An 18,335-nucleotide genomic window follows, 5' to 3' on the forward strand; every position below is an offset into this window, starting at 1 on the left:
ACGATCGCATTGTAAGGGCGAACAATTGAGTTTTCAGTCGGAACGATCGCATTGTAAGGGCGAACAATTGAGTTTTCAGTCGGAACGATCGCATTGTGAGTGAGATCATTTGAGTTTTCAGTCGGAACGATCGCATTGTGAGGGCGAACAATTGAGTTTTCAGTCGGAACGATCGCATTGTGAGGGCGAACAATTGAGTTTTCAGTCGAAACGATCGAGCTTTTTGCTCAAATTTTGGAGATGATCTACGTTAACGTCAGTTCGATGAACGCTTCGCTTTTAGATCCAAGAACGCCCCCTAAATCCCCCACGAGTGAGGGACTTTGAACCAGAATTCCTCTAATTGATTTGGTAGCATTCACATATTCTTGAAGGCACTGACTTCGTTCCCGGATTTGCAGGTGAAGAGATTCGTTTAGCGTTCGCAACTCTATTTATCATATCTGCGAGGCGTATACACCCAGGTGTTGTTGTTGCGTTGAATCGTGCGCGTTTTGCTGGAGCCAATCAGGATGACAGTACGCATGTCGGCGAGATCGGGCGTGAATTCTTTGAGAGTGATCGCTCTAACTGCTTGTCCAGGTCTGCCGACATTTCGTGCCAAAACGACGGGCGTGTCGGGCGATCGCTGCTCCTTCAATCGTGCGATCGCTTCCGAAAGTTGCCAGGTGCGCTGACTTGAAATCGGATTATAGAATGCAATTACAAAATCAGCCGTCACAGCAGCGGTAATCCGTTGGGCAATCATCGACCACGGTTTGAGAATGTCAGAGAGCGAAATGGCGCAAAAATCATGTCCGATCGGCGCACCAATCAAAGCCGCCGCCGCTTGCATCGCTGAAATGCCAGGAGACACGCGAAGGTCAATCGTGTTCCACTCAGGTTTTGCTTCGCGATCGAACACTTCAAAGATTGCAGTCGCCATCGCATAAATACCGGGATCGCCAGAGGAAATGACTGCGACCGATCGCCCTTCTGCGGCCAGATCAAGGGCCAGTCGTGCGCGGGATTCTTCTTCGCGGTTGTCAGAGTCGTGGCGTTGTTTGCCGTCTGCGAGAGAGCCGATTAGATTCAAATAAGTGGTGTAGCCGACTAAATCGGTTGCCGCGTGGAGAATTTCTCTGACTTCAGGTGACATCCAATCTGGGCCGCCTGGGCCTGTGCCGACGATCGCTAATTTGCCTTGTGGTCGTCCGATTTGAGTCGCGTCGATAGGGTAGGGAGCGATCGCTAAAGTGAGGAGGGAGGAGGGAGGAGGGAGGAGGGAGGAGGTGGTCTGGGCGAGTGCTTTAGAGAGGCTGATTTGATTTGGTTGGGCGAGCGGGAGGAAGCGAGCGGGAACGTTGAAGAAGTGGGCGATCGCGTGAAGGCAGGGGTTGGCGGCTTGGGTGGTGACTGAGAAAATTCCGGCAAGGGATTCGATCGCCAGATTGGACTCGATGAATCGCTGCTGAATGAGTTTAATCCACTCGTCTGATTCAATATTTGCAGTATCAGAAATAGCGACGGCAACCGTAGCGGAATGGTAGACTAAATGGTTTTGAGAACTGGAGATAGATTGCTCTGTGATTTGAATCGTTAATGCTCCAGAAGGCTCGATCGGTAACGCACTTTGACTCAGCCAGGGAGCCGTTCCTTCTAGCTTGACGGTTGCACCAGATAATAGATCTGACATAAAAGATTTGGCGTGTTCTGGATTCGATAAACGATAGCCAGAAGGCGGATTTTCTAACACTAAACCAAACCGAACTTCTCCCGTTGTGGTAATCGCTGGACGAACGGATAGAGCGTCTGCAATCTTTCGCGCCAGGTCATTCACACCATTCAATCCGCCTAATAAGGGAACGACTGCACTGCCATCTTCGGCGATCGCTAATACGGGCGGTTCGGCACGCTTGTCGGAGAGTAGGGGAGCCAGTGTTCTGATCAAAATTCCGGCGGCACATAGACCCACGATCGGCGTTCCTTGACAAAACAATTCTCGTAGAGTGTCCCCAAACTGGTCAAAGTGAACGTCTACGTCTGTGGTTCGTCCCACTAATCCGTAGAGTTTGGCTCCCGGTAACGCCGTCATTAATTTTCGGGCAACCGGGACACTTTGCTGACCCAAAATCACCACGGCTACGCTGCTTTTTGTCATAGCTGAACGGTACTCGGCACAAGAATCATTGAGAAATAAGGCACGCGATCGGCATCCACTTCATCCAGGGCGACAATCCGCTGTTCGGCCATTGTGGCTCGTTCGATGTAACGCGCTCTGGACATCAATCCTACTCTTTTCAAAACATCCCGAACTTTAGCAAAATGTCTGCTCAATTTAATGATAGCGGCCGCATCAGCATTCACTAACTGAGCTGCTAACACGTCACTCGATAAAGTGGCAGGCAACACGCTAAAAATATCATTGCGATAACTGAGGGGAATCCCGATCGCAGACGCACAAGCCATCGGAGAAGACACACCGGGAACTACTTCCGTTTCATACAAGTGAGCAAAGCGTGTGAACAGATACATGAATGATCCATAGAATAGCGGATCGCCTTCACACAAAACAACGACATCGTGACCTGCGGCTAAATGATCGGCGATCGGTCTCACAGCCTGGTCATAGAGCGGTTTTGCCTCATAGGGGTCGAGGGCGCGGGGAAAGTGAAACGGTACTTCGATCTGGAGATCGTTGAGATAGCCTGCGACAATCGATCGAGCAACACTGGCGTGATTATCTGCGGATTGGTACGCTACGACGGAAGCTGATTTCAGCAAGCGATAGGCCTTGAGCGTCAGCAATTCTGGATCGCCGGGCCCCACGCCAATGCCATAAAGCCGTCCTTTTGAGTTCGTCATACTTCTGCCTCCATTGCCAACGCATTCACGGCTGCGGCTGCCATTGCACTTCCGCCTCGTCGTCCCAAAAGGGTGATAAAAGGAACGCCTCGACTATGGGCCGCCAGGGCTGCTTTTGACTCGGCTGCTCCCACAAATCCGACGGGAAAGCCTAGAATCAAAGCGGGTTTTGGCACTCCTTCGTCTAACATCTCTAGTAATCGAAAAAGTGCAGTAGGAGCATTCCCGATCGCCACGACTGAGCCTTCCAGTTGCGATCGCCAGAGTTCTAAAGCGGCCGCCGAGCGCGTGTTGTTGACTTTTTGCGCCAGCATTGGCACTTGTGGATCGTTGAGTGTGCAAATTATGGAATTGTTAGCGGGAAGTCTGCGTCGTGTCACGCCTTCAGCGACCATGCGGGCATCACAGAGAATGGAGGCTCCTGCTTGAAGGGCAGATCGTCCAGCTTGTACTGCGTCGGCAGAGTAGGCTAAATCTTCTACCAAGTCGGTCATGCCGCAAGCGTGGATCAATCGAACGGCGATCGTCTCAAAATCAGGGGGCAAATTGGCTAAATTGGCTTCCGATCGAATCATGGCAAAAGAGTTTCGATAAATTTCGTTGCCGTCTCGGATGTAGTCGGTCATAAAAGGGAGGAGGGAAGTTGGTTAAAGAGGTTGGTTAAAGAAGTGTTGAAGTTGTGGAAGGGTGTAGCGCTGAGTGAATTCTCGAAAGGAATCTGAATTTTCGCGTTTTAATTGGTAGGTTTTTAACATGTTCTCAATGAGCGGGGAAAGATGTTCAGGTGGAATGTTTGAGTAAAGGATTTGACCGAATTTTGTATGATCTTCAGCGTTGTCTCGAATGTAAATATCATAAACGGCAGCGTTATCGTCGGTTTCTATTCCTAGTAACGTAATGTCACTTTGAGTATGTTGGGCACAGGATTTTTTGCAACCGCTAAAGTGTAAATTAATCGGTCGATCGAGCGTAACTTTTCCTTGCAAATCTTCAACTAACGCGATCGCATCTTGCTTAGTTTCTGTCGCCGAAGACACGCAGCCAGCCTTACCCGAACAGGCGACGATCGCGCCCCAAAAACTTCTTTCTGACCAGTCCAGTCCCAACGCTTTTATCCCTTGCTGGAGTTGGGGAAGCGATTGCTCTCGGATTCCTAGAATCAGCACATTTTGCCAGGGCGTTAAGCGCAGTCCACCTGATCCAAATTGCTTCGATAGGTTAGCTAATCCTTTTAATTGAACTGCTTCTAATCGTCCCAGAGGCAGCACAAGTCCGACATAAAATAGTCCTGGTTGACGTTGAGCGTGAATTCCTAAATGCTGATAGGAAGGGGAAGATTTCTTTAATTTCGCCTCACAATCCTGAAACTTAAACGGCAAGCGCTGTTCTACTTTTTGTAAGTAAGATTCAACCCCAAACTCATGTAGAACGTCTCTCAATCGAGGCTTACGGCGATTAATTAGAGGGGTTAGATCGCAATAGACTTCAGTCAGCGCCAGTAAAGTTGGCAGAACTTGATCAGGTTGAATTGCTACACCCACATCTAGCGGTGAGGTTCCCCGGTCTCCCAAACTGAGGGCGAGATGAAACTGATTTTTAACCGCAGAAAAGGCAATATCGTTGGGTCGATCGCGCACCGAAACCGCTTCACCACCGTCAAAACAAACGCTAAATTTAGCCGACAAAATCGCAAATTCTGGATGAGCAATAATGGTTTGATTCCATTCAGAAACTAAAGGACGTACGTCGATCGCTGCCTGTCGATCGCTGCCCGCAGTCGGACTGCTCATAATGTTGCGAAGGGCATCCACTTCGGCGATCGGAGAAGCCAGTCCAATGGTTTGTAACTGCGTCAATGCCTCTGGCGAAATCTTGCTCTCACGGATTTGCACATTCGCTCGATTGGTCACATCCACAAAGCCGCCACCAAACTGATCTGCGAGATTGGCGATCGCTTCACACTGCTCAACATTGAGAACGCCGCCTGGAATCCGCAAGCGTGACAAAACGCCATCTGCGGCCGATGTGGCATAAAATAACCCTGGACAGGCAGTAGATTGGGACGATATCACTGAAACTCCTTCTCCGTGCGACGCAGAGAATCTCAAACAACATGCCTGATGACATTCCTAAAGTTGGCATTCTGACTTGGGCTTGCCCATTACAGTTGCGGCACAGTATCGGAATCTCACCGAACTTTCCCAACCCTAAACTTCAGTAACTTAGCATGAGAACGGATCGAGAATCCTGCATCCTTAACGTTTTGTCGGATTGATGGCGATGAGTTTGGACTTGGAGAAAAAGTGGCTGTCTGTGGTGGGAATTGGCGAAGACGGGCTGGCTGGATTGTCTGCGATCGCTCGTTCTCTCGTCGATCATGCAGAAATTTTGGTAGGGGGTGATCGACATTTGGCGATGATTTCAGAGAGCGATCAACGGGAGAAGATTGTCTGGGCGACTCCAATTCATCATTCTGTAGAAGAAATCATGCAGCGACGGGGACAGGCGATCTGTGTTTTGGCGAGTGGCGATCCGATGTGCTACGGCATTGGGGTGATGCTGACGCGCAAAATTCCTCTGGCAGAAATGACGATCGTTCCTGCTCCATCGACTTTTAGCCTGGCCTGTTCTCGTCTGGGATGGTCGCTGACTGAAGCTGAAACGCTGAGTCTGTGCAGTCGTCCGCTTGCATTACTGAATGCGTATCTCTATCCCGGTGCAAAGCTGCTAGTCTTGAGCGAAGGCAAACAAACGCCCGCGATCGTCGCCCGTCTACTCTCCGAAAAAGGCTTTGGAAACAGTTCTCTCACCGTTTTAGAGCGTTTGGGCGGCGCGAGAGAACGCATCCTTCAAAGCATCGCTTCCGACTGGAATCAGACCGAATTAGACGACTTGAACGCGATCGCCATTCAATGTGTCGCTGATTCTAAAACCGTTCCGCGCTCTCGAATTCCTGGACTACCGGATCACGCTTACCACCACGACGGACAATTGACCAAGCGAGAAGTTCGGGCGATCACCCTTTCAGCCCTCGCCCCCTTACCTGGCCAGCTTTTATGGGATGTTGGGGCTGGCTGTGGCTCGATCGCCATCGAATGGATGAGAAGTCACCCCCGCTGTCGGGCCATTGCGATCGAACGCTCCCGCACAAACTACATTGCTGACAACGCCAACGCATTAGGAACGCCAAATTTACAGATTTTAGAAGGCACCGCACCCAAAATTCTCACCGACCTTCCTCAACCCGATGCCATCTTTATCGGCGGTGGCGCAACCACAGAAGGACTGATCGAAACCTGCTGGTCAGCCCTGCGATCGGGCGGTCGTCTCGTCGCCAACGTCGTCACCCTCAAAGGCGAACAAAAGCTTTTTGAATGGCACGATCGCGTCGGCGGCGAATTCACCCGCATCTCCATTCAACGAGCAGCCCCGATCGGTCGTTTCCTCGGTTGGAAATCCCTCTCTCCCATCACCCAATGGGTCGCTCGCAAGCCGTGATGAGACAGAGACAGAAGACCAGAGACTAAAGTCCAACGTCTCCTCCCTCCTCACCCCTCACTCCTCACTCCTCATCTCCCATGCCCCGCACAGGTTACACCCTTCCCGTTTTCGCTGTCGCTGCCGCCAAAGCGGCCCTTCTACAGTTATTGAATTCAGACCCACCCTCGATCGTCTCTCTCGATCTATTGCCCGACCTGGCTGAAATTCCAATTTCTCAAGTCGCCAAACTGGATGAAGTCAGCGCGATCGCGATTACCCTCAGTGATCCGGGCGACAATTTGGATTTGACTCGCGACACGCCGATTTGGGCCTGGGTGAGGTTATCAGAACGGGGCAATCAACCTCCACTCATCCTACAGGCGGGCGAGGGATTGGGCAAAACGGCCGCAGGAGATCCCGCAATCTACAGCTATGCGCGACGGTTGTTTGATGCGAATCTATTGGCTCTGATTCCGAGCGATCGTACCCTGACAATTTCCATCATTCTCCCCGAAGGTCGTCAACTCGCGCAGCGTACTTCAAATGAAGCATTTGGCATTCTCGAAGGTTTATCTCTACTCGGAACGAGCGGTATCTCAAAACCATTCTCAGCCGCCGATCATTTAGAAGAATTTCGCGTTTCGCTTCGAGAGAAAGTGCAATCTCACTCCGATTTAATTTTTTGTATTGGCAGTAATGGTTTACAGGTAGCCGATCGCTTGGGGTTGGATGCGGGAGCGATCGTACAAACGGGTAACTGGATCGGTGCTTTGTTAGTCGAAGCCGGACTTCATAAAGCAACTTCGGTTCTACTATTGGGCTATCACGGTAAGCTGATCAAACTTGCAGGCGGCATCTTCAATACATCCAGTCATCTAGCCGACGCAAAACTTGAAATTCTCAGTGCTGCGGTAATTTCGGTAGGGGGTGATCTGGCTGCTGCTCAAGCGGTTCTTGAATGCAAAACGGCCGATGCTGCTCAAAAAAAACTCATGGAATTGAAGCTTTCAGACACAGTTTTTACAACGCTGGCGAGAAAGGTCAGTCAAAAATCAGAATCATACGTGAAAAAATACGCCAATGCGACGATGAACGTTCAGACGATTCTCTTCGATCGTCAAGGGCAAATCGTCGGTCAAGACTGGTGAAATCAGGAACCTGAGTTAGAGAGATCGAGTCATTCCAAGCAAAAGCGTGGAGGATCTGGGCAAATGACTTCTCAATGGCGATATTACCCTGCAATCTGTTTGGGGTCTCTGATAGGGTTGACGGTGCCGATCGCGCTCTTTATTTATCAAATGTCGCCGCTCAGAAATCCTACGCTTGTCCTTAACGGCACCTTGGCTAACCGACTCGACTTGGTGACTGAGAAGCAGTGGTTTCAAGGAGCGACTACTTTAGCAATGCTGATCGCGCTCAATCTGATGATCATGATTTGGCAGCATTTTCAGGATTACGCCCTCAAAAAACGTTGGCATCGTATGATTCGTCTCTTAAGTACGATCGCTTGTTTCCCGATTTGGATCGCACTCTTTAATCTAATTCATCAAGGGTTTGTGATGTATCTGCTCAATCAGAAAATTGTCTAATACCAAATCAACCAACAAATGATACTCATAAAAAATCAGTTAATTAACCGATTTCTATCTCTCAGATTTGAAAAGAACCTATCAGGGAAGCCGTTTCAAAGTCCCCCAAAATGGGGGATTTAGGGGGCGAGGATCTGTATCAGTAACTAGTGGATTTGGTATAAAGCTGGGTGAATGGTCGCTCAAAACTGGCAAAATTAAGAAACCTGAATCAGAACGATCGAGTCACTTCAATCAAAAGTTGGGCCTCTGTTCTGGCGCTACTCACTGATCTGGCAAAAACCTGAATTACTTGCTGACATGGAACTGCAAGCACATTGCTAATGCTCAAATGCAAAGAAAGTTAGCAGAGATCAGCTTAGATTTTGGCTACGAGTTACCGATTCTTTGTACACCCTATGAACTGCTTGGAGATTGATTATGTTTCACGATGAGATTGTCGAAGAGATTCACAGAATTCGTGAGGAGTACTCTCGTTCGTTCAATCATGATTTGAAAGCCATTTTTGCTGACCTGCAAAATCAGCAAGCGGAAAGCGGACAAGGGTGAGGGTGAAATTTCGGAGTTATTTAATCCACGATCCTTAGCCCTTACACCAAATTGATCTTTGAGGGCTACAGATCTGGGAGAGCAACCTAAATCCCCCACTTGTGGGGTCTGCCGTGTGCACACACGTCGATCGATCTGTCATTGCTGAGATCCTTCGCCCCCTAAATCCCCCAAAAATGGGGGACTTTGAGCCGTCGTCCTGGCTTTGAACTTTGGAAATCTTTCCTTTGTCAAAGTCCCCCAGTCTGGGGGATTTAGGGGGCTGAAGCCGCCTGAAACGAAGCGACAACGACTTGTGTGTACACGGTAGATTTGTGGGGTAGGGTTGACTCATTCTAGCCAAAGGGAAAGCCGGGCAACGCCTCCAACCTCCCTGTCACCCCGGTCAAGGTTTCTGTTGCAAAGTTCCTTATACCAAGTTGAAAATAAGCTGCCACCAATTGATCAGTCAAACTTAGTCAAAGTCCCCAGAATGGAGGATTGGGGCGAGGATCTGTAGCAAGGAACCGTTGATTTGGTGTCGCTGCTGTGAAATTTAGGGAGCCGCCCGGATGATCAACACGGCGAAAGATTGGGTCGAATTTAGGCCCAAAAAAAGCCCCCTGTGAGAGGAGGCCTTGTTGTGAGGTTAACCGTGAGCCAAATTTAGCGGACTGCTATTGCGCCTGCGATGGCTGAGGCGGCAACGGACACGATCGCAGTTCCAAAGAGCCACCAGGCAGCCGTTTCAGCCGCTTTTCGGGTTTCTTCCGCTTGCTTTTTCGCTTGGCGCTTGACCGCTTCTAGACGGCGTTGGGCTTCTTCTTGAATGCGCTCCGCTCGTCTGAGAACATTGCTGCGTGCGCCTTCGATTTGATCAATCACTTTGTTGGCTTGTGCTTCAGAGATGTCTTCACGAGAACTGAGGACGGCAACTAAAGTGTCTCGATCGAAGTGAGAAAGCCGATCTCTCAACGCATCAAAGCCCGCCTGGGGATCATTAAACAAAGTCCGCACATCGGTACGAATGCCTTCGTAGTTGAGTTCGGGGCGATCGAGCGAATTCAGATAATCGCGAATTTTGGCAAAGATGCCGTCGATCACAGACTGAATCCGATCTTGAATCTGCTGCACCTGGGCAACAAACTGTTCTCGCACCGAAAGCACTTGATCGACCACGCGATTGGCTTCTTCTTCGGTCATATCCTGACGTTGAGCCAACAGCGCGACGATCGTACTGCGGTCTACATGAGAAAGGCGATCGCCCAGACTTCCCAATCCAGCGCGCGGATCTCTCAGCAACAGTTGCAGGTCGCGCTTGATGCCTTCGGGGTTGAGTTCTTCTTTGTCAGTGTTGATCAGGTAGCCTTCGATCGTGGATTGGAAGTCCTGAACTCGTTGCTGAGTGCGAGAAGCCAATCTCCGCGGCGATCGAGCAATTTTGCGAATCGAGGCTTGCACCTGGTCGATCGTTTGGTTAACCTGCTCCTCAGAAAGATCCTGTCTCTGGCTGAGAAGTTTGACCAAAGCATCGCGATCGAGATGAGACAATCTGGATCTGAGGGCGTAGCTTCCCGCTTTGGGATCATGCAAGAGAGTTGTGAGGTCGCGCTGAATGCCATCGGGATCAAGGGCTTGCACATTGGTACGACGCAGATAATCCGCGATCGCAGTGGTCACCTGATCAACTTGCTCTTTGGCTTTACCAGCAGCGATCTGAGGTGCATGAAGCACCGTGTTGCGGACATCTTCTAATTGGCTGACAATGCGATCGGCTTCTTCGGGGGTCATATCTGGGCGCTGGGCCAACAGTTGAACCAAAGTGTCTCGATCGAACTGACTCAACCGACCTCGCAGTGCAGACGTGCCCGCTTGCGGATCATCCAACAGCAGACGAAAATCGCGCTTGATCCCATCGGGGCTGAGTTCTGATTTGTGGGTGTTGCGGAGGTAAGATTCGACCCGCACCCGTAGAGCTTCTGCTTCAGATTTGACGCGATCTTGAGCCGCTTGAGCGCTTCCAAGAACTTTGTCTCGCGTATTCTCAAACTGACTGACCACCCGATCGGCTTCCTCTTGGGTCATATCGGGACGTTGGGCCAAAATTTGCACCAGGGTGTCTCGATCGAATTGACTCAGCCGACCTTTGAGCGCATCGTATCCCGCTTCGGGGTCATCCAACAGCAGAGACAAATCGCGCTGAATGCCTTCGGGGTTTAGCTCGCTCTTGTGGGTGGAGCGCAAATAGTTCTCGACTCGGCTCCGCACATCTTGAGACTGTTCTTGACCTTCAGCAGCGTGAACAGAACTGAGTGTGGTAGCTCGAATCGTTTCTAACTGGTCGGCAATTTCGGCAACTCGTGCAGGAGACAGATCGCCCCGTTGAGTCAGCAGGTTTACAAAGTCACTGCGGTTGAGTTGCTCTAATTGACGGCGCACGGCTCCAGGGTCGGCTTCCGGGTCAAAGAGAACGTCGCGAAACTCAGTTTCTAAAGTGGCGCGATTGAGATGCCAGGAGTAAGTGTTGAGCAAATAATTTTCGACATCTGCCTGAATCGGATTGAATCCAGGGGCTTTGTCTGCCACTTGCCCTGCGATCTGTTTGGCACCCCCAGCAACCTTATCCTTGGCGGTTCTAAGCTGTCCCAAAATCTTTTCGACATCCAGATCAGATAGGTCGGTGCGTCCCATGACCGTGCCCATCAGCGTCGAGAAGCCAAACTGCATCGCGCGATCGACTAATCCCTGTTCCTTTTGTGGCTGTTGTCCCATCTGACCAATCGTAGACATTGCGTTCGACATGGCATTCATTTGAGCGCCCTGGGTCGATTGCAGCATTTGTCCTTGACGACGAACTTCCTCGGTCAGTTGATCGAGTCTGCGGTTTAACTCATCTGAATTCACAGCACCCGGCTGGACGGTCTTCAGATACTCCATCAATTCAGCCGTCGGATCTTTGCGCTGTTGATAGCGATCGAGCGTCTGATGCCAAACCGATTCCAACTGATCGATCAAGCCTTTCGCATCTTTTTTAGACAGATCCGTGCGGCTGCTCACCAGATTCACAAAGGTATTGCGATCGATGTGCCGCAGCCGATCCAACACTTCTGTAGACGACCCACCGCCGACGATCGACTGCAATTCTGGATCGTTGACCAGCTTCTCAAACTGTCCGCGAATGTTGCTCATATCCAACTGAGGCGGACGCAGTTTTTCTAGATATTCTTCGACCGATTCGCGCAAACTCATGGGGTCAAGACCCGATCCCAACTCTCGCCGAATCGCTGCCGCCGCCGCTTCTGCGGTAGAAACGACTTGATTATTAACCGCTTTGGCTCCGATCGCTGCCGTGGCCGTTCCGACGATCGACTGAAAGCCAGAGGTCGCCGTGTTGACAACCGAGCCGATCAGCGATCCCACCGTCGAAGAACTCACCCACACCAGCAGCGTAAAGTAAGCGCCCCAAATGACAACACCGAGAATCGCACCCAAGCCAGCACTCGGCACCAGACTGAGTTTGACCGCTAAAAGACACGCGACAAAGAGCGCGATCGTCACCGTGATCAACGTCCAGATACCGACTGCAAATCCAATTTTACGAATCGTGCCACCAGCACTTCCTGACTCATGATCGTGATGGTCATCATCATCAGACGATCGACCCAGATAGGTAATACCTGCTGCAACTGAGAGATTCGTTAATAAGATTTGGAATGCGAATGCTAGTAAGACTCCTGCAATGATGGCGACAATAAATCTTGGCTCTGATCCCAAGACTGTCTGCCCAGGAGAAGTCACTGTTGGATCGACGGGAACCTGTATCAGCCATGCATGACTGAGTTCCCAAGTAATTTTTGAAAGTTGAAACATAGAAATTTCCTCGTCATTGCCAAACCCACGCAATCAGAACGATCGCGCCAGCAGGACTCTGTATTTTGAACAACGCTTAGAGATAGAATCGTCGAGCCGATAGGTAGACAACATCCTTCGCAAGTCTGAAGCAATAACCGTCGAAAGGATGATTTGGCTTGAATTTCAAGATTTTAGACTCAGGCACTGCGTCATAAGAAGGAGGCTAACTCAAATATTTTCTAAGGGTTTTTTGAGCTTCAAAGAACGGCTGAAAAGTCTGCTAGACCTCATGCATTAATCAGACGGGATGGACAAGTTCATCGCTAAGCAAGTCTGCAATCAGGATGGCAGCGTAGCCCAAACCATTTCGTCGTTTTCACGCTCTCAGCCGCTAGACTGTGGTGTTGCTTCTCCGTTTTTTCCCATTTAAGTTGACTCAGATCTATGGATTCGATGCCTGTCATCAATGAGCAATCAACAGACTTAGCGCTTTTTTTGGCGATTCAAGCACAGCAGGTCAAAGCCCTGGATTTCCTGTACGATCGCTATGGCAGACTTGTCTACAGCACGGCAGTTCAGATCCTCAATAACGTCGAAGAAGCCGAAGAAGTGACTCAAGAAACGTTTCTTCGCCTCTGGCAGTGCAGTGAAATCTATCAGCCAACTAGAGGGTCGCTCAGTGGCTTTCTGATCATGATGGCCCGATCGAGATCTCTGGATCGAGTGCGATCGCGCAAATCTATCCAACAAAAACTTCAGCGAATCCAAACCTTCTCAGAGTGCGTATTAGACTATAACCCGCCTCTAGAGTTTGTTACAGTGCAAGAACGGTCTAACCTGGTACATGAAGCGCTCAAACAGCTCTCACCCGCCGACAGAGAACTGCTAGAAGCAGCTTATTATCACGGACTAAGCCAGTCAGAGATTGCAAAGCGAGACGGCATTCCGCTTGGTACGGTCAAATCGCGCACTCGTCAGGCACTCAAAAAGCTTCGCGCTGCACTCGACCACCTCGTTTAATCGTTCATATCCCACTCTGATTGCCATGACTCGCCCTACCGATGACTCCAACCAGACTGATTTAGTGGCAGGCTATATTCTTGACGATTTGAGTCCTGAAGAAGTTGCTCGCCTAAATCAGGCATTAGCCGAAGCGCCAGATCTCTGTGAGGAGATCGCATCATTTGGAGAGGCGTTTTCTTTGCTTCCCTACGGTATGCCGATCGCAGAACCCTCTGCCAGCCTCAAAGACAAAATTATCAGCGCCGCAAGTCAATCGATCGTGGGCACAAGTCCAGAATCTTCCCATTCCAACGTGGTGTCCGTCGCCTCACCTCGTCGCCGCAGTTGGAAACGGTGGATACCCGCAATCAGCACTAGTATTGCAGCCGTCGCAGTCACAGCGCTCGGTTTGCACCAAATTCAGCTTGATCGACAGTCTCAGCAGACGATCGCCCTTCAGCAACAGCTTGAAGCCACAAATACTGAGCTAAACCGTCTTCGGAATGAACTTCAAGCCAATCAGTCTACGATCGCGCGTCTCAGTGAACCGAATACTCAGGTGTATTCTTTGGTCAGCGCAACGCCAAACCCCAAAAACAGCCCTCCTGCAACGGCTCGACTGTTGGCGACACCGGGCGATGTTAGTGTTACGCTCGTCGCTCAAGACCTACCCAAGTTACCAAACGATCAGATCTATCGGCTTTGGGCGGTTGCCAAGCCTTCAGCCGCTCCGATGTACTGCGGACAGTTTCGCCAAGATGACAGCGGTACGGCACAGTGGGCGGCCCCAAATGTTGCCTGTACCAAGAACCCTTTCAAGCTGCTGATCACGCTGGATGCTCCGACCGATCCAATTACCTCGGCCGGCCCATTAGTGATGCGAAGCTCTACTTAAGCAGCATTAAACCTTTCCATAATTCAGGTTTTACGGCTTTGGAATCTGATTTCTAGAGCTGAATTTGTCATGCTCGAAAAAAGTAGTCATCCGATCGCAATCTCACTTCGTATCCCTATCAAGAGGCAAACAGAAGCGTTGTTCCTCTGGGGCATCTAATTTCTACTACTAGGTTGACCACGCTCGAAAAAAGAGTCATCCGATCGCAATTTCGCTTCGTATGCTCATCCAGAACCAAACTTGAGCTTTTGTCGAACCACGTCCTCTCTCAACTTACCTACCCTTTTGGAGATTTTTACTGCCATGAAACTCACTTTTTTGTCTAAATCGGTTTGCACGATCGGCGTGATGGTTTTACTCTCTGTGATTGTGGGCACGGCAGCCGAGGCCAATACTTGTTCCAACGCGGCGGGCAAGAAAACGGCAACGACTCCCGTAGCGACACAACCCAATCGAGCAGGGACGATCGTTGAGATTGCAGCGGGTAATCCTTCTTTTTCAACACTCGTGACGGCAGTGCAAGCAGCGGGACTCGCTGAAACGCTCTCTGGTAACGGCCCGTTCACGGTCTTTGCACCCACCAATGAAGCGTTTGCCGCTTTGCCAAAAGGCACCCTGGAGAAGCTACTTCAGCCAGAAAATCGCGATTTGTTGCGGAAGGTGTTGACTTACCACGTCGTTTCGGGCGATCTGATGGCGAGGAATTTGCGCTCAGGTCGAGTGGCAACGGTGGAAGGCAGTCCTGTTGCAGTCCAGGTGCGGCATAGCAGTGTCAGAGTCAACAATGCCAATGTTGTGAAAGCTGATATTGATGCGAAGAATGGCGTGGTTCATGTCATCGATCGCGTGCTTCTACCGCCTGGTCTATAGTTCTTGCTTGGGGGAGTCCGATGACGGGGCTGAGTTGCATTACAGCTTTCTCAGTCGATCGGATTGTATGAAAAAATCAATTCGATCGCTCCCCCTAATAAGTGCAAACCAAGACACTTCTATCAAACAACGCCCTCCCTCAGCTCACATAACCTTTTGCAGAATTTTTGCTGCTATGAAACTCACGTCTTTCACTTTTATGCGTCATTTATGTTTGACTGGTTCGACTCGGTTATTGAATACTTTATCGATTTTGACCCTGATCTTGACGATCGCTCCCACTGTTCAAGCGGCTCCCCGATCGATGCAAACTCAGGCAATGCAAGATCAATCAGTCTGCTTTATTCAGCTTCCGGGCAAAGCCACGACTAACCTCAACAAACTTTGCGGCCTTGGCTTTGAGCGCAACCCGACCAATCAGAGCAACATAATCAATATCGACATTGATGTCGATCGAGACGGCGTATCAGATCAGCTACTAGAGGCAACTCTGCAAACCCAGAATTTTATCGAAGCAGAAACTAAGCGATTGCAAGCCAATCAGGGTAGTAATGAGCAAGCCGATCAAATCGTCTATGAGGCTTATAGTGCGGCCGCGAGAAACGCCAATCTTCAGCTTGAAGCGCGACTGCCCTTTTCGGATCAGGTAAAGCAGGCTCTCGCCAAGATGCGGCAAATCGACGAGAAGGTTAGTAAATACGACAATCGCCCCTTAAATGCAAGAGAACAACAAGAGGTAGAACTTCTAGTTGCTAGAAATCGAGAAATCAGCCAATCGATCGACCAAGACCCTACTCTCTTGAAGGTAAATGAGGCTCAGAGTAAGGTTTACGCAGAGATCGATCGGCGGCGAGTCGCTAAATTGGCAGGCTGATTTCGTTGCACCTACAGCGATTCAACCCCTGGTTTTTCTAGTTCTCAGCAACTAACCCAAGCTAAAAAATTGAGCTTTGACTAGCGGAAAGACTAGCCCAACCTAGAGCTAATTCTAGCAAGGAAGGTTGCGGAAATCTGCCGTCTTTTCTTGTGGAAGCTCGTGTTTCCCAAAGAATACCGGAAGCACAAGCTTCCTGATTAGCATTACCAAATTCCAGCTTGGTAGCGAGGCGAACAACCCAACCTCAGCGTTGTTCTTGCACCAATGAGCTAGTTCAAATCAAGACGTTTGCATCCAGCAATGTTCTCTCTCAACTCACTCAATCTTTTGAAGATTTCTACTACGATGAAACGTGCACTTTGGTCTAAATCGCTTCGCACCCTCAGTTTGATGACGATGCTCTCAGTTGTCGTTGGCTCAATAGTGCAACAGTCTGCTCAAGCTCAAAACCGAACTCAACCCAAAGCTTCTGTAGATTGCAATCCTCAGTTTAGAAATGGCTTCTTCTATGACTTCCAAGACATCAAGTTCACTCCCAAGCAAGAGGCAACCTATCGCAAAATTCAAGCCAAAGGGAAAAAAGAGGCTATGGAGTTCATGAAAAATGTGCAAACAGAACCTATGCCTGATTCACCTGTTGATTTTGCGATGAAGGGAGTCAGCGATAAGGACGAACCAGAAATCACCGCTGCCCGCGATAAGATCGGACGAGAAATCATCAATGCCCAGACTGCCCTGCGCCGCGGGAACTTACCGCCCAAAGAGCAACTGAGAGTGCTAACCGAGAAGTATGGTCAGTACGCAACATTTTTCCAGGCATCAAGACTAAGATTTACTCCAGAACAAATCGCGGACAGAGAGAAGAGGCAGCGTGACTTTGAAGCTCAGATGATGTCCATCTTCACGCCTCAGCAGCAGAAGGTCTATCGAGCAAACTTAGTGATCAAGCGTCAGATTGAAGCTTGTGACACTAGACAAGTCAGATGGTTAGACTGCTCTGCGTCTTCATCTGATGAATGTTTAGGGTTGAAACGGAAAGTGTGGTAGTGGTCACCGACTCGGTGTCGAGCATCAATAATATTGATCTTGTTGCGAAAGCACGACCTAACAACAGGCCGGAGCGGACGGACCTTCCTCAAATAGCGCCGCAGGGTGGGACGACATCGAAGCAGAGAGATTTTTACATGTTCCAACCAGTCGCTTTCAGCATAGAAACCTAGCCACCAATCTGTGACATGGTGCGGCTGTAAGTTCCTGATGATCCCGATTCTCGCTGTTTGTAATTGATCTCTGGTTTGAGCATTAACAATTCGCTGACTTGCTCTCGTAGCGTCGAGGTCGGAACACCCGATCGCAGTGCCGTTCTCAAGTCAATTTGTCCTGTCTCATTGAGCAAACAGGGACGCAGCCAGCCATCCGCCGAGAGTCGCATTCGATTGCAGCGATCGCAAAAGCATTCTGACATTTGACTAATGAATCCCAACGTTCCTTTTGCGCCAGGAATCTGAAACACATCTGCGGGGCCATTTCCTTTCACCTGTCCTTCGGTGAGTCCCCAGCGTTCGCGAATCTGTTGTCGGAGTGTTTCTGAGCTAATCCAGCCACTATTGTTAAACAGTGCATCGTTGCCGATCGGCATGAATTCAATAAATCGGACGTGCCATTCGCGATCGAGACTCAAGGCAGCAAGTTCTAGAATCTCATGGTCATTCACGCCAGGAATCACAACCACGTTTAACTTAAGGGGACTGAACCCCACCTGATGCGCTTTTTGAATGCCATTCCAGACTTGTTGCCAGCGCGATCGACCTCGATTTCCTACGATTTTGTCAAAGGTTTCAGGCTCCAACGAGTCGAGACTAATGTTGATTCGCCGCAAGCCTGCATCATACAAATCCTGAGCCAGATCCGCCAACAAAAACGCATTCGTCGTCATCGATAAATCTTGCGTCTGAGGAAAGTGAGCGATCGCTCTAACAATCTCGACCACCCCCGGCCGGATCAGCGGCTCTCCACCTGTCAGCCGAAATCGAGTAAAGCCAACGGGAATAAAGACCTCTTGTAACAGCGTCGTCAACTCTGCTTGAGTCAGTAAATTTTGCTGCAAAACATAGGCGATCTCTTCTCCTTCCGGCATACAGTACTGACACCGAAAATTGCAGCGATCGACCAAACTGATGCGAAGATAATCTACTTGGTTCATGCCTCCATTGTGTATGATCTGAGCCAATGCTTCAATTAAGAGGCTTTGATTTGACCTGGTTCGATCGAGTTTTTTGCTTCGTTGTTCCCGGCTTCTGCCCCCCAACCCCTCAATATTGGGAGACTTCATTGAACTGACGTTATCCAGAGGTTTGTGAATCCGCGCAGATTTTGTTCTCATCGCTGCGGTTTGAAC

General features: G+C 49.9%; 15 protein-coding genes and 1 riboswitch. Of the genes, 9 read left to right on the forward strand and 6 right to left on the reverse strand.

The window, feature by feature from the left end; genetic code table 11:
- Window positions 1-430: 430 nt before the first annotated feature.
- The 4 genes from cobJ to cobG are packed head-to-tail and all read right to left on the reverse strand — an operon-like array spanning window position 431 to window position 4,916.
- The gene (cobJ, locus tag ACKFKF_RS11265) at window positions 431-2,140 is read right to left on the reverse strand and encodes a precorrin-3B C(17)-methyltransferase (protein ID WP_446867795.1); all 1,710 of its coding nucleotides are present in this window, start codon (window positions 2,138-2,140) and stop codon (window positions 431-433) included.
- On the reverse strand, window positions 2,137-2,844 hold the full coding sequence (locus ACKFKF_RS11270; protein WP_446867796.1) for a precorrin-2 C(20)-methyltransferase: 708 nt from the start codon (window positions 2,842-2,844) through the stop codon (window positions 2,137-2,139). The genes cobJ and ACKFKF_RS11270 overlap by 4 nt, the downstream gene beginning before the upstream one ends.
- Window positions 2,841-3,470, reverse strand: a complete 630-nt coding sequence (locus ACKFKF_RS11275) for a precorrin-8X methylmutase (RefSeq protein WP_446867797.1) — start codon at window positions 3,468-3,470, stop codon at window positions 2,841-2,843. The genes ACKFKF_RS11270 and ACKFKF_RS11275 overlap by 4 nt, the downstream gene beginning before the upstream one ends.
- A gap of 21 nt (window positions 3,471-3,491) precedes the next feature.
- Window positions 3,492-4,916 (reverse strand): precorrin-3B synthase, encoded by a 1,425-nt coding sequence (gene cobG, locus ACKFKF_RS11280; RefSeq protein WP_446867798.1) that lies wholly within the window; start codon window positions 4,914-4,916, stop codon window positions 3,492-3,494.
- Between the two features lie 56 nt (window positions 4,917-4,972).
- A riboswitch (adenosylcobalamin-variant (AdoCbl-variant) riboswitch) is annotated at window positions 4,973-5,063 on the reverse strand.
- Between the two features lie 61 nt (window positions 5,064-5,124).
- On the opposite strand from cobG, the gene cbiE reads away from it, so the two are divergent.
- The 4 genes from cbiE to ACKFKF_RS11300 all read left to right on the forward strand — a co-directional run bounded on the left by cbiE (window position 5,125) and on the right by ACKFKF_RS11300 (window position 8,462).
- On the forward strand, window positions 5,125-6,342 hold the full coding sequence (gene cbiE, locus ACKFKF_RS11285; RefSeq protein ID WP_446867799.1) for a precorrin-6y C5,15-methyltransferase (decarboxylating) subunit CbiE: 1,218 nt from the start codon (window positions 5,125-5,127) through the stop codon (window positions 6,340-6,342).
- Between the two features lie 80 nt (window positions 6,343-6,422).
- Window positions 6,423-7,472, forward strand: a complete 1,050-nt coding sequence (cbiD, locus tag ACKFKF_RS11290) for a cobalt-precorrin-5B (C(1))-methyltransferase CbiD (protein ID WP_446867800.1) — start codon at window positions 6,423-6,425, stop codon at window positions 7,470-7,472.
- A 63-nt stretch (window positions 7,473-7,535) separates the two neighbouring features.
- On the forward strand, window positions 7,536-7,913 hold the full coding sequence (locus tag ACKFKF_RS11295) for a hypothetical protein (RefSeq protein ID WP_446867801.1): 378 nt from the start codon (window positions 7,536-7,538) through the stop codon (window positions 7,911-7,913).
- A gap of 420 nt (window positions 7,914-8,333) precedes the next feature.
- A complete protein-coding gene (locus tag ACKFKF_RS11300) occupies window positions 8,334-8,462 on the forward strand; it encodes a hypothetical protein (RefSeq protein WP_446867802.1) in 129 nt (42 codons plus the stop codon).
- A 645-nt stretch (window positions 8,463-9,107) separates the two neighbouring features.
- Here the strand turns inward: ACKFKF_RS11300 and ACKFKF_RS11305 are convergent.
- Window positions 9,108-12,311 (reverse strand): MFS transporter, encoded by a 3,204-nt coding sequence (locus ACKFKF_RS11305; RefSeq protein ID WP_446867803.1) that lies wholly within the window; start codon window positions 12,309-12,311, stop codon window positions 9,108-9,110.
- Between the two features lie 426 nt (window positions 12,312-12,737).
- On the opposite strand from ACKFKF_RS11305, the gene ACKFKF_RS11310 reads away from it, so the two are divergent.
- The 5 genes from ACKFKF_RS11310 to ACKFKF_RS11330 all read left to right on the forward strand — a co-directional run bounded on the left by ACKFKF_RS11310 (window position 12,738) and on the right by ACKFKF_RS11330 (window position 16,984).
- Window positions 12,738-13,313 (forward strand): sigma-70 family RNA polymerase sigma factor, encoded by a 576-nt coding sequence (locus tag ACKFKF_RS11310; protein WP_446867804.1) that lies wholly within the window; start codon window positions 12,738-12,740, stop codon window positions 13,311-13,313.
- 25 nt (window positions 13,314-13,338) lie between these two features.
- Window positions 13,339-14,190 carry an anti-sigma factor domain-containing protein gene (locus ACKFKF_RS11315; RefSeq protein WP_446867805.1) on the forward strand — a complete coding sequence of 284 codons (852 nt, stop codon included), beginning with the start codon at window positions 13,339-13,341 and terminating at the stop codon, window positions 14,188-14,190.
- A 303-nt stretch (window positions 14,191-14,493) separates the two neighbouring features.
- Entirely contained in the window at window positions 14,494-15,060 is a 567-nt protein-coding gene (locus tag ACKFKF_RS11320) for a fasciclin domain-containing protein (RefSeq protein ID WP_446867806.1), read from the forward strand.
- Window positions 15,061-15,235: 175 nt separating this feature from the next.
- The gene (locus ACKFKF_RS11325; RefSeq protein ID WP_446867807.1) at window positions 15,236-15,934 is read left to right on the forward strand and encodes a hypothetical protein; all 699 of its coding nucleotides are present in this window, start codon (window positions 15,236-15,238) and stop codon (window positions 15,932-15,934) included.
- Window positions 15,935-16,282: 348 nt separating this feature from the next.
- The gene (locus tag ACKFKF_RS11330; protein WP_446867808.1) at window positions 16,283-16,984 is read left to right on the forward strand and encodes a hypothetical protein; all 702 of its coding nucleotides are present in this window, start codon (window positions 16,283-16,285) and stop codon (window positions 16,982-16,984) included.
- 169 nt (window positions 16,985-17,153) lie between these two features.
- Here the strand turns inward: ACKFKF_RS11330 and moaA are convergent, their stop codons facing one another.
- Window positions 17,154-18,140, reverse strand: a complete 987-nt coding sequence (moaA, locus tag ACKFKF_RS11335) for a GTP 3',8-cyclase MoaA (RefSeq protein ID WP_446867809.1) — start codon at window positions 18,138-18,140, stop codon at window positions 17,154-17,156.
- Between the last annotated feature and the right edge of the window lie 195 nt (window positions 18,141-18,335).

This window comes from Phormidesmis sp. 146-12, from assembly GCF_052939495.1.